The sequence below is a fragment of the Aeromonas salmonicida genome, from assembly GCF_028355655.1.
Lineage (GTDB): Bacteria > Pseudomonadota > Gammaproteobacteria > Enterobacterales > Aeromonadaceae > Aeromonas > Aeromonas salmonicida.
Map to the genome: position 1 here is coordinate 275,940 of NZ_CP110645.1, position 14,850 is coordinate 290,789.

Annotated in this window: 15 protein-coding genes; 4 read left to right on the top strand and 11 right to left on the bottom strand. The window is 61.2% G+C overall.

What is annotated here, in order from left to right:
- Positions 1–35: 35 nt before the first annotated feature.
- Together ONZ54_RS01395 and ONZ54_RS01400 are read right to left on the bottom strand one after the other, a co-directional pair.
- Entirely contained in the window at positions 36–809 is a 774-nt protein-coding gene (locus tag ONZ54_RS01395) for a substrate-binding periplasmic protein (protein ID WP_087756702.1), read from the bottom strand.
- Between the two features lie 145 nt (positions 810–954).
- Positions 955–2,094 carry a hypothetical protein gene (locus ONZ54_RS01400; RefSeq protein WP_271787303.1) on the bottom strand — a complete coding sequence of 380 codons (1,140 nt, stop codon included), beginning with the start codon at positions 2,092–2,094 and terminating at the stop codon, positions 955–957.
- A gap of 215 nt (positions 2,095–2,309) precedes the next feature.
- Here ONZ54_RS01400 and ONZ54_RS01405 point away from each other — a divergent pair, with 215 nt between their 5' ends.
- On the top strand, positions 2,310–2,636 hold the full coding sequence (locus ONZ54_RS01405; RefSeq protein WP_017411879.1) for a YnjH family protein: 327 nt from the start codon (positions 2,310–2,312) through the stop codon (positions 2,634–2,636).
- A gap of 345 nt (positions 2,637–2,981) precedes the next feature.
- Here ONZ54_RS01405 and ONZ54_RS01410 read toward each other — a convergent pair whose 3' ends face one another.
- Entirely contained in the window at positions 2,982–4,430 is a 1,449-nt protein-coding gene (locus ONZ54_RS01410) for a catalase (protein ID WP_271787304.1), read from the bottom strand.
- Positions 4,431–4,591: 161 nt separating this feature from the next.
- Here ONZ54_RS01410 and ONZ54_RS01415 point away from each other — a divergent pair, with 161 nt between their 5' ends.
- Both ONZ54_RS01415 and ONZ54_RS01420 read left to right on the top strand, forming a co-directional pair.
- Entirely contained in the window at positions 4,592–5,077 is a 486-nt protein-coding gene (locus ONZ54_RS01415; RefSeq protein ID WP_059169386.1) for a GNAT family N-acetyltransferase, read from the top strand.
- Positions 5,074–5,934: an AraC family transcriptional regulator gene (locus tag ONZ54_RS01420; protein ID WP_271787305.1), complete on the top strand. Its 861-nt coding sequence runs from the start codon at positions 5,074–5,076 to the stop codon at positions 5,932–5,934. Before ONZ54_RS01415 ends, ONZ54_RS01420 begins: the two co-directional genes overlap by 4 nt.
- Before the next feature lie 125 nt (positions 5,935–6,059).
- Here ONZ54_RS01420 and ONZ54_RS01425 read toward each other — a convergent pair whose 3' ends face one another.
- Both ONZ54_RS01425 and ONZ54_RS01430 read right to left on the bottom strand, forming a co-directional pair.
- Positions 6,060–6,959, bottom strand: a complete 900-nt coding sequence (locus ONZ54_RS01425; RefSeq protein WP_271787306.1) for a DMT family transporter — start codon at positions 6,957–6,959, stop codon at positions 6,060–6,062.
- 191 nt (positions 6,960–7,150) lie between these two features.
- Positions 7,151–7,591 (bottom strand): DUF2214 family protein, encoded by a 441-nt coding sequence (locus ONZ54_RS01430; RefSeq protein ID WP_005316642.1) that lies wholly within the window; start codon positions 7,589–7,591, stop codon positions 7,151–7,153.
- A 109-nt stretch (positions 7,592–7,700) separates the two neighbouring features.
- On the opposite strand from ONZ54_RS01430, the gene ONZ54_RS01435 reads away from it, so the two are divergent.
- Positions 7,701–9,311 carry a sensor domain-containing diguanylate cyclase gene (locus ONZ54_RS01435; protein WP_271787307.1) on the top strand — a complete coding sequence of 537 codons (1,611 nt, stop codon included), beginning with the start codon at positions 7,701–7,703 and terminating at the stop codon, positions 9,309–9,311.
- A 38-nt stretch (positions 9,312–9,349) separates the two neighbouring features.
- Here the strand turns inward: ONZ54_RS01435 and ONZ54_RS01440 are convergent, their stop codons facing one another.
- From ONZ54_RS01440 to ONZ54_RS01465, 6 genes are all read right to left on the bottom strand, one after another.
- Positions 9,350–10,009 (bottom strand): HAD family hydrolase, encoded by a 660-nt coding sequence (locus ONZ54_RS01440; RefSeq protein ID WP_005316638.1) that lies wholly within the window; start codon positions 10,007–10,009, stop codon positions 9,350–9,352.
- An 85-nt stretch (positions 10,010–10,094) separates the two neighbouring features.
- Complete coding sequence (locus ONZ54_RS01445; protein WP_271787309.1) at positions 10,095–11,102, bottom strand: ABC transporter ATP-binding protein; 1,008 nt, start codon at positions 11,100–11,102, stop codon at positions 10,095–10,097.
- A gap of 6 nt (positions 11,103–11,108) precedes the next feature.
- Positions 11,109–11,885, bottom strand: coding sequence for an ABC transporter permease (locus ONZ54_RS01450; RefSeq protein WP_059113360.1), 777 nt, complete (start codon positions 11,883–11,885; stop codon positions 11,109–11,111).
- Complete coding sequence (locus ONZ54_RS01455; protein ID WP_169046952.1) at positions 11,878–12,774, bottom strand: ABC transporter permease; 897 nt, start codon at positions 12,772–12,774, stop codon at positions 11,878–11,880. Before ONZ54_RS01455 ends, ONZ54_RS01450 begins: the two co-directional genes overlap by 8 nt.
- Positions 12,774–13,607, bottom strand: coding sequence for an alkaline phosphatase family protein (locus tag ONZ54_RS01460; RefSeq protein ID WP_271787310.1), 834 nt, complete (start codon positions 13,605–13,607; stop codon positions 12,774–12,776). The genes ONZ54_RS01455 and ONZ54_RS01460 overlap by 1 nt, the downstream gene beginning before the upstream one ends.
- A 9-nt stretch (positions 13,608–13,616) precedes the next feature.
- The gene (locus ONZ54_RS01465; protein WP_125602143.1) at positions 13,617–14,663 is read right to left on the bottom strand and encodes an ABC transporter substrate-binding protein; all 1,047 of its coding nucleotides are present in this window, start codon (positions 14,661–14,663) and stop codon (positions 13,617–13,619) included.
- Positions 14,664–14,850 lie beyond the last annotated feature (187 nt).

The window sequence follows — 14,850 nt, forward strand, 5'->3', positions numbered from 1 at the left end:
CAGGCCACCTTCGGGTGGCCTGTTTGCATCTGTCTTCATTCAATCAGGGGCAGGTGATCCGCTGGCGGGGATTGCACCACATCCTGATAGCGGGCGATCAGCCGCTTGAACGCCTCTCCCTGTCTGACCTTGTCCAGCGCCTGTTGCAGGCGAGCGACCTGCTGCTTGTCGGCCGCCGGATTGAACGCGAAGCAGTTGTCCTGCTCTGCCAGGGTCGCGACGGTGACGAAGGTGTCAGGTGGAAAACCCAGCTGTTTGGCTTGATGAAACAGCATCACCTCGTTGCCCGCCACCAGATCGGTGCGGGCCATGATGAGCTGGCGTACCACCTGATCCATCCGCTCCACCGACATCAGGTTGGCGGGGCTGATGCCCCGATTGAGCAGCAGTTGTTCCCCTACATCGGCCTGCATGACACCAATCTGCAATTTGGCCAGGTCGGCCTTGTTGCTGACGTTGGGGGCATCCCGTTTGCGGCCCACCAATGAGACCCGGGAGTGGCTGATGGGACAGACCCAGAGGAAGTGAGGATCCCGCGCCAGCGTATGTGCCGTGGTGAACAACACTGCATCCGGTTGCTGGGTCAGCAGGTACCAGGCCTTGGCCCAGGGCATGAAGTGAATGGGTTGCTCCGGTTCCCCCATCTCCTGCCACATCAGCCTCAGCAGTTCGACCGCCAACCCTGTGCTGTTGCCCTGCTCATCCTGGCCGTTGAACGGCATGTTCTGCTCGGAATAGTAGGTGAATGCGGAGGCGGGCAGTGCAGCTCCGAGACAACAGCAAATGATCAGGCTGAGCAGACGTGACATGACGGCACTCCTTGCGAAAAATTATCTTTTCCAGTTTAGGGGGCTATATCGAGAAGTTCATGGTTTCTGCTGCAAGGGGGGGATTCGCAGCACAATTCGGGAGAGAGGGAGGGAAAACAGGCCATCGTATGATGGCCTGTCCGGGTTATTTGAGCAGCGCTTCCATCTCTGCTTCGGCGGCGGCGCGCGCCTGTTCGCTCTGTCGCCGCGCAGCGTCGGCCTTGGCTGCCGCATCAAGGGTGGCCTTGCTGCTGCTCACAGCCTGCTTGGTGGATTCGGCGACGGCCTTGTTGGCCTGCTGCTGCGCCGTGGTGGTAGCGCTGCTGACGGCTTGCTTGGCGGGTTCGACAACGGCCTTGTTGGCCTGCTGCTGCGCCGAGGCGGTGGCGCTGCTGACGGCTTGCTTGGCGGGTTCGGCCACGGCCTTGTTGGCCTGCTGCTGCGCCGTGGTGGTAGCGCTGCTGACGGCTTGCTTGGCGGGTTCGGCGACGGCCTTGTTGGCCTGCTGTTGCACCGTGGCGGTGGCGCTGCTGACGACTTGCTTGGTGGTATCTGCGACGGCCTTGTTGGCTTGCTGCTGCGCCGAGGCAGTGGCGCTGCTGACGACTTGCTTGGTGGTATCGGCGACTGCCTTGTTGGCTTGCTGCTGCGCCGAGGCGGTGGCACTGCTGACGACTTGTTTGGTGGTATCCGCCATTGTCTTGCTGGCGCCTTGCTGTATTGAACCCAGCACATTGCCGAGTACAGAGGTGGTCGCTGCGGCCCCCGTCAGTACCTTGTTGGTATCGGTCAGAGCATTGTTGGCACTGGATAGCGCGGTCGCAGCCGGTTTGGCTTGAGCCTGCCAGCCCTGCATCTCGGTTGGCCAGCGCGGTGTCGCTGCCGCCAGATTTTCGCCAAATACCTGAGGAGTTCCATCCCCCTTGAGCAGCATGACGGACATCTGGTTGGTTTGTGAGTTCCACACCATGCCAGCCTGCTTGGCTACATCCGGCATGGGGGCATAGCGGGAGACCACGTAGAACAGCGGGCCTTCCTGCTGCAGCTCGTTGGCGGTCTTGAGCAGTTGCATGGTGCTGTCGTAGTTGGGGCCCAGAATACTGGTCATCCGATCCTTGATTATGGGCTGTTCGAACAGATTGGCTTCGTTGGGATCGAAGCCCACCAGGGGTTTGAGCAGCGCCCACATCAGCTGGCTGGTCGGGCTCATCATCAGCAGGGGGGCAACGCAGGCGGACAACATCAGGCTCAGGCAGGCCGCCTGGAGCAACGGCATGATACGCATTGGGATAATATCCAAATAACGATTTGATAAATAAGGTTATATTTGTCGATGGATGACAAATCTACCGGGGTTTTCCTGCGCCGTTTTTGACGGGCGTGGGCAGGCGCTGGCAGGCTATCATACTGGGTCGGGAATGCCAGCCAGCGCTGGGCTTATTAATCAAGTTTGCGCCTGTTATGGTCGCCCGATACTGGTATCGCGCAAGGAGTGATGTCATGAATCGAATCAAGGGTGGGACGACTTGCCTGTTGCTGGCCATGTTGGGGACGAGCGGTGTGGCGGCCGAACCGGTCAAGGTGACGCGGGCAGAGGTCGGGACCGAGTGGGTGTTGCCGTTGGGGTCGCTGCCGGAACGGATTTGCTGGTATCAGGATCAGAAATATTCGCTGGGTGCCCGAATTCAACAGGGGAATCGCTGGCTGGAGTGTGGCCCGCAAAACGAGCAGGAGACCAATGGCCCACTGGCCTGGCGCTTGCCGCCTCAGGTGACGCCTGTGACCAGGGCACCGTCGGATAGCGAGACAATTAGCCTGGGCCAGTGAGGCTTTTCTTGATCCAGCTAAAGACATGGACGTGATCTCTATCGCATAATGCGGCTCTTTCCTTCTCTTGGCTGGGACCTAAGAAATGGCTCGTCGCTCTTCCAATACTCAACGTCGTCGCAGTAACTGGTGGTATAAACGCCTGTTGGTACGGGAACGGGCAGAGCGCGAAGCGCGTTCCGTTCGGGATTGATACAGTATTGAAAACGGAGCCTGGGGCTCCGTTTTTTTATTGCCGTTTCTGCTGCAAGACTCGACGTGCCGTGGGCTCAGAATTTATCCCGTGTACTGGGGTTGAAAGAAGGGGGCCCGCCGGCCCCCGTTCTTTTATTGCATCCTGGTCGCTTAGCGTTGCAGCGCAGCCAGAGCCAGCTCCACCCGCTTGGCGTACTCGGGGTCTGCCTGCTCAAGATGCCGGAGCTGGGCGACGACGATGGCGTCATCCTCCACGTTGATGAGGGAACGTGCCATATTGGCGGCGAGGCGCGAGCGCTGCCCCTCGTCCATGATGCGGAACAGCTTGCCCGGCTGGCTGTAGTAATCGCTGTCGTAGTCACGAAAATCGTAGTGCAGGGCAGCCCCTTCCAGACTCAAGGCCGGTTCGTGCTGCTCGCTCGGCTGCTGAGTGCCAAAGCGGTTCGGCTGATAGTTGGGGCTGGCGCCGCCATTGCTGTCGCTGCGCATGGCGCCATCACGATGGGCACCGTGGTGGAACGGGCAGCGCGGGGCGTTGACCGGCAGTAGACCGTGGTTGACCCCGAGGCGATAGCGCTGGGTGTCGCCGTAGGAGAAGAGCCGTCCCTGCAGCATGCGATCCGGCGAGAAGCCGATGCCGGGCACCACGTTGGCCGGGGTGAACGCCGCCTGCTCCACGTGGGCGAAGTAGTTGTCAGGGTTCTGGTTGAGCTCCAGCACGCCCACCGGGATCAGCGGATAGTCGCTGTGCGGCCACACCTTGGTGAGGTCGAACGGGTGGATCTGGTAGGTCTGGGCGTCGGCCTCCGGCATCACCTGCACATAAACCTTCCAGCGCGGGAAGTCGCCCCGCTCGATGGCATTGTACAGATCGGCCTGGCTGGTCTCTCTATCCTGACCGACGACATTGGCCGCCTCTTCATCTGTGTAGAAGCTGTGGCCCTGCTCGGTCTTGAAGTGGAACTTGACCCAGAAGCGTTCGTTGGCGTCGTTGATAAAGCTGAAGGTGTGGCTGCCGTAGCCGTTCATCTCCCGCAGACTCTTGGGAATGCCGCGATCGCTGAACAGTATGGTGACCTGATGCAGGGATTCGGGGTGGCGGGACCAGAAGTCCCAGGCTGCGGTGGCGCTGCGCAGGTTGGTGCGCGGATCCCGCTTCTGGGTGTGGATGAAGTCGGGGAATTTCAGCGGATCGCGGATGAAGAACACCGGGGTGTTGTTGCCCACCAGATCCCAGTTGCCCTGCTCTGTGTAGAACTTGAGGGCGAAGCCGCGTACGTCCCGCTCGGCATCGGCAGCACCCTTCTCACCGGCTACGGTGGAGAAGCGCAGGAAGACCGGGGTCTGCTTGCCGATGGCGTTGAACAGGTCGGCTTTGCTGAACGCTCTGATGTCGTGGGTCACGGTAAAGGTGCCGTAGGCGCCCGAGCCCTTGGCGTGAACCACCCGCTCGGGAATGCGCTCGCGGTCGAAGTGGGCGAGTTTCTCCATCAACCAGATATCTTGCATCAGCACGGGGCCGCGGGGACCGGCGGTAAGGCTGTTGTTGTTGTCGACGACGGGGGCGCCGTTGGCACTGTGCAGTGTCTTGTCAGTCATGAATGTCTCTCCTTGTTGATAGGGTTCAGCCTACGGATCCCGCTCCTCATGGGCCAATGGGCTTTTCCTAGCCCTTTGATAGGTATCGCAAATGGGTATTGTGGGGGGATGACCCGGCACTGGTGATGGGGCATGATGAAAGTCAGCCAAAGGAGCCCCATATGCAGATCACCGTCCGTCATGCCGAACCCACCGATGCCCCCGCTTTGCGGGATCTCTATGCCATGCCTCATGCTCAGGCCGGTACGCTGCAACTGCCTTATCCAGCGTTGGGGGTCTGGCAGCAGCGGCTGGAAAACAGCGGTGTGGTGGCGCTGGTAGCGGAGGTGGATGGTCTGCTGGTGGGCCAGATCTCATTGCATATGGAGCCCAATCCCAGGCGCAAGCATGTGGCCTGTATCGGTATGGGCGTGCGAGATGACTGGGCGGGAAAGGGCATAGGTTCGGCCCTGCTGGGAGCCGTGCTGGAAATGGCCGACAACTGGCTCAATCTGCGGCGCATCGAGCTCACCGTCTACAGCGACAACGATGCTGCGCTGGCGCTCTATCGCAAGTTCGGGTTCGAACAGGAGGGGCTGGCTCGCGGTTATGCGTTTCGCCAGGGCGAGTATGTGGATGCGCTCTACATGGCCAGGATCCGCCCGTGATCGACTACCGTCGCAGACTCATCCCAGTGCTGCGGGCGCTGGAGCAGGATCCGGATCTCTCCATCGAGGCGCTGGCGGATCGGGCCAGCCTCTCCCTCTACCATTTTCACCGGGTGTTCACCGCAGTGGCGGGCGAGGCGCCGGGGGAGATGTGTCGGCGCCTGCGCATGCAGCGGGCTGCCTGGCAGCTCTGTTACACGAACGCCAGCGTCACTACCATAGCGCTGGGCGCCGGGTTGGCCAGCTCCCAGGCGTTTGCCAAGGCATTTCGGCGTCACTACGGCTGTACGCCGGGGGCGTTTCGCCGGGACAAGAGCAAGAATGGACACCTGTTGAGCAAGGATGGACACGCCAGTGACCGGCTGTTCCCTTATGCTGAAGACCACTCATCAGCAAGGAGCAACACCATGAAAACCATCGAGATGGATGCCCGCAACCTGGCCTATATTCGCGTCACCGGCCCCTATGGCGAAGGGTATGACCCTGTCTGTGGTCAACTGCACCAGTGGGCGAGTGCGCGGGGTCTGGCGCAGGGGGAGTGGATTTTCATCTACCACGACAACCCGGAAGTCACGCCGCCGGCCCAGTGCCGCACCGACATAGGTGTGACAGTGCCGGCGGGTACGGTCGGGGCAGGGGAGGTCGAGATCCAGCTTATTCCCGCCGGTCGCTACGCCCAGTCCCGCTATCTCATCACGGACCGCAGTCAGTACGGGCCGCGTTGGCAGGAGCATGTCGGCGATATCGTCGCCGCCGGGTTGGCGTTCGGTGACGGGCCCTGTTTCGAGCTATACCACAGCGTGAGCAATGACCCCTTGCGTGACGACGTCAGCTTCTGCTCCAGCGTTCAACGCTGAAGGGACAGGGGCCGAGTACAGCAAAACGCAACATTGTGAGTGCAACAACGAGTGCAATAAAAAGAGGAGCCGATATGGCTCCTCTTTTTGACTTCGTTCTGTGCAATGCCGCTCGCGCCGCGCCGTTAGCCCTGTTTCGGCAGGCGATCCTTGCGCGATTTCCACCACCAGCGCAGGCGCACCTGAGAGATGAGCATGCCTGCCAGCATCAGGGCGCAGCCGACGATAGCCCGCTCATCGAGGATTTCGCCAAGCAGCAGCACACCGCCGATGGCGGCGAATACCGTCTCCAGACTGAGGATGATGGCTGCGTGGGCAGGATGGGCTCCGCGCTGACCCACCACCTGCAATGTGTAGCCGACCCCGACCGACACCAGACCGGCGTAAAGCAGCGCCTGCCACCCTGCCACGGCACCGCTGATAGTCGGCATCTCTATGGTGAATGCGACGGCGAGACTGAGCAGGCCACAGACCAAGAACTGCACACCCGCCAACCGGATCGGTGCGACCCGACTCGAATAGTGATCCAGTACCAGCAGGTGAATGGCCCAGAACAGGGCGCCCGCGACTTGCAGCAGATCGCCATAGCCTATGGTGAAGTCCTCGGTCACGCTGAGGTAATAGAGCCCCGCCATGGCGATGAGGGCGCCGACCCAGGTGTTGGTCCCTGTCTTGTGACGCAGGGCCAGCCCGATCACCGGCACCAGTATGATGTAGAGACCCGTTATGAAACCCGCTTTGGCAGCCGTGGTATAGAGCAGCCCCACCTGTTGCAGGGAGGCGGCACTGAACAGCACGGCTCCGGCGAGCAGGCCCCCGGTCAGTAGTAGGCGACGATCTTCGGACTGACTCGCGGGCTGGCGAGACTTGAGCCACCACAGCAGTGGCAGCAGGGAGGCGGCGCCGAGCATGAAGCGCAGGCCATTGAAGGTGTAAGGCCCCATGTGATCCATCCCCAGGCGCTGGGCGACGAAGCCCAGCCCCCAGATGGCGGCGGCCATCAATAACATCATGTTCGAACGCATACGGATTCATCCCTGAGAAAGTGGCGGGCGCCCATCCTCACGGCGCCAGCCACCAAGATAACCGTGTGCGGGGGGATTTGTCTTTAGCGGCTCGCGAGTTTGGCTCGCCAGGGCGGATCAATGCGAAGAGAGAATGGCTATGCAGGATCCGTATCATCAGCTATCGCGGCTGAATGAAGACGGGCATCACATCAGCTATTCGCAAGGCTGGCCAGCAGAGGGATCAGGGCGAGCAGCAACAGATTACCGCGCAGGATCCAGATCACCCAGAACTGCTGCTGGATGGAAACCATGGGGGCCCGGCCATGGCGCAGGGAGCGGCGCCAGCGATAGAAGAGGCGGCTGGGGTAGCCGAAACTGATGGCCATCAGGAAAAACAGCAGCAGCTTGGTGCGATAGCCGGGGTTGGCGAGCAGTATTGCGGGTTGGTCCGGGTGAGCGAGCACTTGCAAGACACCCGTGATGAAGATAAGTAGCAGGGCCAGCGCTGCCAGACCGTCGGCCAGCAACAGCTTGCGTACCTGCTCGATGGACATGCCGCGCCGGAACAGGAAATACTCGGAAGTGATCGCCCCTGTCAGGGTGATCACGGCGCAATAGTGCAGCGCCATCAGCAGGTCCGGGTTCAGCATCCGTGACAGATCCTTCTGATTAATAACATAGTGAGCTTCCTTTTGGACGCCATCCGGTCGGGCTGATATTCTGACATTACATCATGTCTGGTGGTAGCAGGAGTCCTGTTTGGGCAAGCGTGTCGTCTCCAAAAAAACCTGGTCTCTGGTTGCCAGAATGCGGCTGGGTTTGCTGCTGCTGTTCATTCCCGTTTTGATGCTGGGCGGCATCTACTATCTGCACATGGAACGCAGCCTGCAAAACGAGTTGCAGCAGCGTCTGCTCGCCACCAATCACCAGCTGCACCACGTCTTCATTGAGCCCTATCTCCACGAGATGGAACGACAGTTTACGCTGATCTATGACCAGGTGAAGGTGGACGATATCAGCGGCCCCCGCCTGCACAACACAGAGTCCTACCTGAAGGCCTGGCAGCTTTACAAGGGGGTCATGGCTGACCTGATCTACATCTATGTCGGCACGGCCGAGCGCCAGATGCTGATCTACCCCGAATGGCAGGCAGATGCCCAGTTCGATCCCAGGGTTCGGCCCTGGTATCAGCTGGCCAGCCAGCATGTGGGCGAAATGGTCTGGACCGAGCCCTACTACGACTACATCAATGGCAATCTGGTCATAGCGCTTGCGCGGGCCCTGACTGACCAGAGTGGCAAGGTGCAGGGGGTCTTTGCGGTCGATGCCATTCTGGCGCCTTTCTCGGCCCAGCTGAACCGGCAGGCGGACAATGGTTACCAGATGATCGTCAACCAGTCAGGCAAGGTGCTGGTACACCCGGATCCCGCCCGGTTGCTCAAGCCCATGGACCATCCTCAATGGCTTTCCCGTTTCAATCGGGAGGACGGCATCTTTCTGGACAAAGATTCCCATCTGTTTGTGGCTTACAGCAAGTTGCCGGAGCGGAACTGGGTGCTCATCAGCGTGCAACCCGCGGCCAGTGTTCAGGCGGTGGTCGACAGGGTCTCTCTCAACGTATTGCTGATGGTAGCGCTGGCCTGCGTGCTCTATGTGATGCTGGCGCTGGTGTGGTCCCGCTATTTTCGCCGCATGCTCAATGAGATTTCCTCCATGATCCGGGCCAGCCGGACCCAACCCGACGATGTGCCCCAAGGGGGAATGCAGGAGCTCAAGCATGTCTATGCCGAGCTGGCCGAGGCGGGCAAGGATTATCACGAGGCCCGCCAGCAGGCCAATCTGGACAAGCTGACCGGTCTCTACAACCGTCGTTTCTTCGACGAGCGTTTGAATCGCCTGCTGATTGAGCGCCAGCCCTTCTGTCTGGCCATGCTCGATCTCGATAACTTCAAGCTGGTCAACGACACCTATGGCCACCAGACCGGGGATGTGGTGCTCAAGCGAGTGGCGCAGCTGGGTATGCAACTGCTGGGGGATCACGGTTGGGTCTGCCGTTACGGCGGGGAAGAGCTGGTGGTGCTGATGGCGAATCCGGACATCCACTTCTGCCAGATGTTGCTGGAGCAGTTTCGCAAGGGGGTGGAGTCACTGGATTGGCGTGAACCCGGCCTCAAGATCACCTTCAGTGGCGGGCTGGTGGCCAGCGGCGAGATAGCGCATGGCAAGACCCTGCTGGCGGTGGCCGACGCCGAGGTCTATCACGCCAAGCGCGATGGCAAGAACCGCATCTATCTGGGCAGCCTGCACGAAACGGTCGCCGAGAAGGGGATCCCGCCCAACGACAGCGTGTTGAGCAACGAAGAGGCCTGAGGGCCTCTTCTTCATTCAGCAGGCCAGTTGCCAGTCATTCAGCAGGCCAGTTGCCAGTCGAGGGTGGGCCAGTCGTGTTCGGCGGCGACTTGCCGCAGGCCGGGGGCCGGATTGACCGCATGGGGGTGGGCCACGGCCTTCAGCAGCGGCAGATCGTTGTGGGAGTCGCTGTAACCAAAGCTCTCCTGCCAGGGGGCTGCGTCTGTGGCAAACAGCTGGTTGATGCGTACTACCTTGCCCTCCTGAAAACTCAGGGTGCCGCGGGTCTGGCCGGTCAGCCGACCCTCCTCTTCATCCAGCAGTATGGCGACGCAGTGATCCATCCCCAGCATCTGCGCCATGGGCGCCACCAGATGCTCGCCAGAGGCCGAGATCAGCACTAGCGTGTCGCCACGCTGACGATGCCACTCGATGCGTGCCAGTCCTTGGGGGTAGATCCGCTCCCGCAACACCTGCTCGGCGAAGTGGTGGCACTGCTGGCCGAGCCACTGGCGTGATTTGCCCACCAGGGGTTGCAGGGTGAACGCCATGTACTCCTGCATATCCATCTTGCCCTGATGGTAGAGAGACATCATGGCCTGCTCCTCGGCGATCATGCCCGCCGGGGCCAGCTCCTGAGCCACCATGTACTCCAGCCAGAGGCTGGCGGAATCCCCGGCAATCAGGGTCTCGTCCAAATCAAACAGTGCCAGCGCCATGCCTGCTCCTAGCTATCAATAACTGTGATGATTGACGGGCGGCATGTTGGCCACTCGCCGATTTAAATAAGGCGTAGTCCATCGCTTATGCTACCTCACACAGCTGATCCCGGGCCACCGCCAGGGTGACGGCCGTGCCCACCGGCAACAGGTCGCGGGCCGAGCGATTGAGGGTATCCACCGTCAAGAGCCCCGCCTCGCACTCCACCTGATAGCGGATGATGTTACCGAGCAACTGCTGCTGGCGAATGACGCCGGGCAGGCAGGGATCAAGGCTTTGCTCCCCCGCTGGCAGCAGGTTGATGGACTCGGGGCGCAGCGCCAGAATGCCACGAAAACGGGGGCCGAACAGTGACTTGGCCTGCTCGGGGGCCAGCAGGTTGTAGTGGCCGATAAAGCTCGCCACGAACTCGCTGGCAGGCTGGGTGTAGATCTGCTCCGGGCTGCCGCTTTGCACTATCTCCCCCTTGTTCATCAGGAACACCCGATCCGACATGGTCAGCGCCTCTTCCTGATCGTGGGTGACGAAGATGGTGGTGAGCTCGAGCCGCTGCTGGATCTCGCGGATCTGCAATCGCAGGCTGCGGCGGATGCGGGCATCCAGCGCCGAGAGGGGTTCATCCAACAGCAGGATCCTCGGCCGTACCACCAGGGCCCGGGCGAGGGCGACCCGCTGGCGCTGGCCGCCGGAGAGCTCGGCCGGATAGCGGCGCTCGAAGCCATCCAGCTCCACCAGGCTGAGAGCCTCCTGCACGCTGGCGGCCAGCTCCCGTCCCGGCTGGGGCTTCATTTTGAGGCCGAAGGCCACGTTGTCCCACACCGTCATGTTGGGGAACAGGGCATAGCTCTGGAACACCATGCCGATGCCGCGCTTCTGGGGCGCCTGCCAGGTGATGTCCTCACCGGCCACCCGTACCTGACCGCCATCGACCGGCGTCAGCCCGGCCAGTGCCCGCAGCAGGGTGGATTTGCCGCAGCCGGAGGGACCGAGCAGAGTCACCAGCTCCCCCTTGCGGATGCCGAATTCTATCCCCTCGAACACCTTGGTCTCGCCGTAGGATTTGTGCAGTTGGGTTACTTCTAGATGGAACATATGGGATCACCGATGGAATCTGTTCGCCGCCCAGGTGAGCAGCAGGGTCAGCAGGAAGTAGCTCATCACCAGCGCGCTGGTGAAGTGGCCCGAGGTGGCACGCATGTTGTAGAGGTAAACCTGTAGCGTCTCGTAACGGGTGCCCACCAGCATGTTGGCAAACACGAACTCACCGAGCAGGAAGGAGAGGGAGAGAAATAGCGCCGCCAGCAGCCCCTTGCGCAGATTTGGCAGTACCACCAGGGCGAAGGCGCGTGTGCTGCTCGCCCCCAGCAGGTGGGCGGCATCCATCAGATCTCTGAGCGGCACGCCCTGCAGGCTGTTGGCCAGTGCCCGATACATGAAGGGGAGCACCACTGTGAACCAGGTGCCTACCAGGATCCAGGGCGTACCGATAATCGGCAGCGGGCCGTCGGCGTAGATCTGCAGCAACCCCACCGAGGAGACCACGGGCGGCACCGCAAAGGGGAGCAGGATCAGCAGGTTCATCCAGGGATCCAGCTTGGGGAAGTAGTAGGCCACCACCAGCACGGTGGGGACTAGCACCAGCGTGCCCAGCAGCAGGGTGGCGAAACAGACAAACAGGCTGCGGCCGAAGGCAGCCAGGAAGCGCGGGTCCCCCCAGAGTTGCAGATACCACTCCAGCGTGAAGCCGTCCGGCATCAGAGTCGCCCCCCAGCGGGTGGAGAGGGAGTAGAGCAGGGTCGCCAGCAGTGGCAGCAGCAGGGTTGCTACCAGGATGCTCAGCACCCAGCGCGGCCAGCTTGGTTGGAGTTCACTCATGGGAATTTCCCTTCGCATGGTAGCTGCGCTTGAGCAGCCATTGATTTGCCGCCGTCACCACCCCCAGCAGCACCATCAGGATCACCGCCAGCGCCGCCGCCAGATTGGGTTCGAGGAAGATGTCGCCGGAGACCAGACTGGCCACCCGTATGGTCACCAGGTTGAAGTTGCCTGTGGTGAGGGCATAGGCCGAGGCATAGGCTCCTACCGCATTGGCAAACAGTATGATGAGAGTACCGAGCAGTGCCGGCGTCAGCACCGGCAGCGCCACGTGCCACACATACTGCCTCTTGCTGGCCCCCAGCAGGGCGGCGGCCTGGGGCCAGTCATCCTGCAGTGCATCGAACGCCGGGTAGAGCAGCAGCAGGGCGAGGGGGATCTGGAAATAGGTGTAGATGAGGATGAGACCAGCCCCGGAGTAGAGGTTGAAACCGTCGATCCAGCCCCAGGATTTGAGCAGCAGTGTGATGGCGCCGTTGATGCCGAGAATGATGATGAAGGCGAACGCCAGCGGCACACCGCTGAAGTTGCTGGTCATGGTGACAAACGCCAGCAGGGCTCGCTTGACCCGCTCACCGCTCTGGCGCAGCGCTGCCGCCCCCAGGGTGCCTATGGCAAGCCCTGCCAGACTGGCGATACCGGCGATGCGCAATGAGTTGGTGAAGGATTGGAGGTAGAAAGGGGAGCTCAGGATCTCCCGGTAATGATCCAGGCCCCAGCCTTCCGGGGTTTGAAAGCTGCCCACCAGTACCCACACCATGGGGGCGAGCTGGAACAGTATCATCAAGAGGAAAAACGGCAGCAGTACCAGCGCAGGCAGCCAGTGGCGACGGGCTTGACGCGGGATCACTACTTGATCCGGCAGGATCCTTGTGGCGGCAGAGATCATCAGTGCACCTCGCGCAGGCAGGCAGCCTTGAGCAGCGGCAGGCCGCTAGGCTTGTCATGGGCAACGCCAAGCAAGTCGGCCATCAGGCCGCAGAGCTGGGTTTGTTGCAAGGCCGGTCCGGCAGGCCACTGGGCCACAAAGGCATCGCCAAACAGCCAGAGCGGCACAGTGCGCTCCTCGGGCAAGGTGCCGCCGTGGCTCAAGTCGTTGTTCATGCCGTGATCCGAGGTCACCAGTACCTGGTAGCCTTCCCCCAGCCACTGGGGCAGCAGATCGGCCAGCAGACTGTCCATGCGGCGTGCCTGGTTGCGGTACTGGCGCGAATCCAGGCCAAATTTGTGGCCCGCATCGTCCACTCCCATGGGGTGGATCAGCAGAAAATCGGGGTCATGTTGGGTTCTGAGCCACTCCCCATCCATCAGCAAATGGCTGTCGGGGTAGTTGTCATCCCAGTAGAAGCAGCCGTGCTGGATCGGCAGCTGTTCGTCATGGGTATAGCGATCTCGCAGCGTCAGCCAGGGGCTGCGGTTGTAAAGTTCGCTCACCCAGTAATAGGCCGCGGCTGCCGTGCGTTTGCCGCAGGCTCGGGCGAGATGGAAGATGGATTCATGCTGGCTCAAGCGACTGACACCGTTGTGGGTGATGCTGCTGGCCACTGGCGGTACGCCGGTCAGGATGCACTCGTAGAGCGGCCGGGAGAGGGAGGGCAGGGCACAGCTCAGGGTCGTATACAAGCCGCGCTCTGCCTCCACCATGCCTGTGAGGTAGCCCATTGTGTGGGCTACCTCGGCAGACAGGCCATCCACAAGTACCACTATCACCTTGTGTTGCACTGGATTCCCTTACTGCATGTTGATCATGACGTTTTCTTGCCACTGGCGCGGCAGGGCCTTGGAGCTCTGCTCCCAGGCTGCATGATCCTGCACCGGTTTGGCATTGGCATACTGCTCGGCAGGCAACAGCTTGGCTTTCACGTCATCCGGCAATACCACATTGCTGCGGATGGGACGGGCGTAGCCACGGGCCAGGTTGATTTGACCTGCGTCCGAGAGGATGTATTCCCGCGCTAGCTTGGCGGCGTTGGGGTTCTTGGCCCACTTGTTGATGATGGTGGTGTAGCCGGCGATGACGGAGCCGTCGCTCGGGATAACCACATCAAACTTCTTGGGGTCTATCTTGTCGCGGTAGTTCAGTGCGTTGAAGTCCCACAGCACACCCACTTCCACTTCACCCTTCTCGATATTGGCGATGGAAGGGTCGTTCAGGGAGAGGCGCCCCTGTTTGGCCAGCTGGCCGAACAGCTCGAGCGCGGGTTTCAGGTTTTTTTCGCTGCCGCCGGTGGCATAGGCCGCCGCCAGCACGCCGTTGTTGGCCTGGGAAGCGACGCCCACATCACCCAGGGTCACCTTGTAGTCACCGCCGAGCAGGGATTGCCAGCTGGTGGGGGCGGCCTTGACCAGATCCTTGTTGATCAGGAAGGCGATGGTGCCGGTATAGGCCAGCATCCAGTGACCGTCCGCATCCTTGGCCCAGTTTGGAATGTCTGCCCAGGTGGAGGGTTTGTAAGGCTGGGTAACCCCCTGCTTGACCGCCACCGGACCGAAGGCACCGCCCACGTCACCTATGTCGGCGGTGGCGTTGGCCTTCTCGGCTGCGAACTTGGCGATCTCCTGGGCCGAGCTCATGTCGGTATCCTGATGCTTGATGCCGTAGATGCTGCCCAGTTGCTGCCAGGTGTCCTTCCAGTTGGCCCAGCTGTCGGGCATGCCGATGCTGTGGAGCTGGCCTTCGCCGCGGGCGGCCTTCTCAAGATCCGCGATATTTTCGGCGGCAAAAAGTGGTTGGCTGATGGCCACCAGGGCCAGTGCACTTGCGATCACGCTTTTCATCATCCCATCCCTCTGGACTAGGTCAGTTAAGGTTCGAGAGGGATGCTAGAGGGGGAATATGACGGTGACGGGGCGTTTTGATGGCAGTTTGATGACAATTGGGCTGTCACGGCACTGTCATCCAGACGGGTTACAACTCAGGGCCAATAGACGCTGGTCTACTCCAGCGGTGAACAAACCTGAATGA

Coding starts and splice junctions, on each gene's coding strand:
- ONZ54_RS01395 (WP_087756702.1), bottom strand. CDS start 809: ATGTCACGTCTGCTCAGCCTGATCATTTGCTGTTGTCTCGGAGCTGCA.
- ONZ54_RS01400 (WP_271787303.1), bottom strand. CDS start 2,094: ATGCGTATCATGCCGTTGCTCCAGGCGGCCTGCCTGAGCCTGATGTTG.
- ONZ54_RS01405 (WP_017411879.1), top strand. CDS start 2,310: ATGAATCGAATCAAGGGTGGGACGACTTGCCTGTTGCTGGCCATGTTG.
- ONZ54_RS01410 (WP_271787304.1), bottom strand. CDS start 4,430: ATGACTGACAAGACACTGCACAGTGCCAACGGCGCCCCCGTCGTCGAC.
- ONZ54_RS01415 (WP_059169386.1), top strand. CDS start 4,592: ATGCAGATCACCGTCCGTCATGCCGAACCCACCGATGCCCCCGCTTTG.
- ONZ54_RS01425 (WP_271787306.1), bottom strand. CDS start 6,959: ATGCGTTCGAACATGATGTTATTGATGGCCGCCGCCATCTGGGGGCTG.
- ONZ54_RS01430 (WP_005316642.1), bottom strand. CDS start 7,591: ATGCTGAACCCGGACCTGCTGATGGCGCTGCACTATTGCGCCGTGATC.
- ONZ54_RS01440 (WP_005316638.1), bottom strand. CDS start 10,009: ATGGCGCTGGCACTGTTTGATTTGGACGAGACCCTGATTGCCGGGGAT.
- ONZ54_RS01445 (WP_271787309.1), bottom strand. CDS start 11,102: ATGTTCCATCTAGAAGTAACCCAACTGCACAAATCCTACGGCGAGACC.
- ONZ54_RS01450 (WP_059113360.1), bottom strand. CDS start 11,885: ATGAGTGAACTCCAACCAAGCTGGCCGCGCTGGGTGCTGAGCATCCTG.
- ONZ54_RS01455 (WP_169046952.1), bottom strand. CDS start 12,774: ATGATCTCTGCCGCCACAAGGATCCTGCCGGATCAAGTAGTGATCCCG.
- ONZ54_RS01465 (WP_125602143.1), bottom strand. CDS start 14,663: ATGAAAAGCGTGATCGCAAGTGCACTGGCCCTGGTGGCCATCAGCCAA.